1 pseudogene is annotated in these 444 nt (G+C 72.0%); it reads right to left on the bottom strand.

From position 1 onward, the window contains the following. Positions 1–444 (bottom strand): annotated as a pseudogene (locus tag AC1DHL_RS29910) (hypothetical protein); the annotation flags it as partial.

The following is a 444-nucleotide window of genomic DNA, read 5'->3' as shown; positions in this document are numbered from 1 at the left end:
CTTCTGCGCGGTGGTCTCGGCGTCCAGTCGCAGGCGCTCGGCGTACAGACCGCGTGCCATACTGAGCAGTTCGTCGTACGAGCCGCGATACTGGGCGATCTGCGCGCCGGCCTTTTCCACCTGCGCCTGGCCCTGCTGCTGSCTCTGGCGCAGCGCCTCGCGCGACTGGCGCTCGCTGGCCAGCTGCGCACGGGCAGCCTCCAGCTCCTTCTTCAGGGCATCGACATCGGCCGGCGCCGCGCCAGCCTTGGCGGCGGGCTGGCTGCCGCCGCCTGCCTTGAGCACGGCCAGTTCGTTCTGCGCCTGCTGAAGCTGCGCGGTGGTGTTGCGGAGCTGGTTGCGCAGACGCTCTTCCATGCTCTGGCCGGCCGGGGCCTGCTGGGCATGGGCGGCGCCGCCGGCCACCAACAGCGCGGCGGCCAGGGCAATGCCGGAGAGGAACGG

This window comes from Variovorax sp. 10L426 (assembly GCF_056395305.1).
The sequence above is the reverse complement of the archived record's forward strand: the minus strand, read 5'-3'. Positions and strand labels throughout refer to the sequence as shown.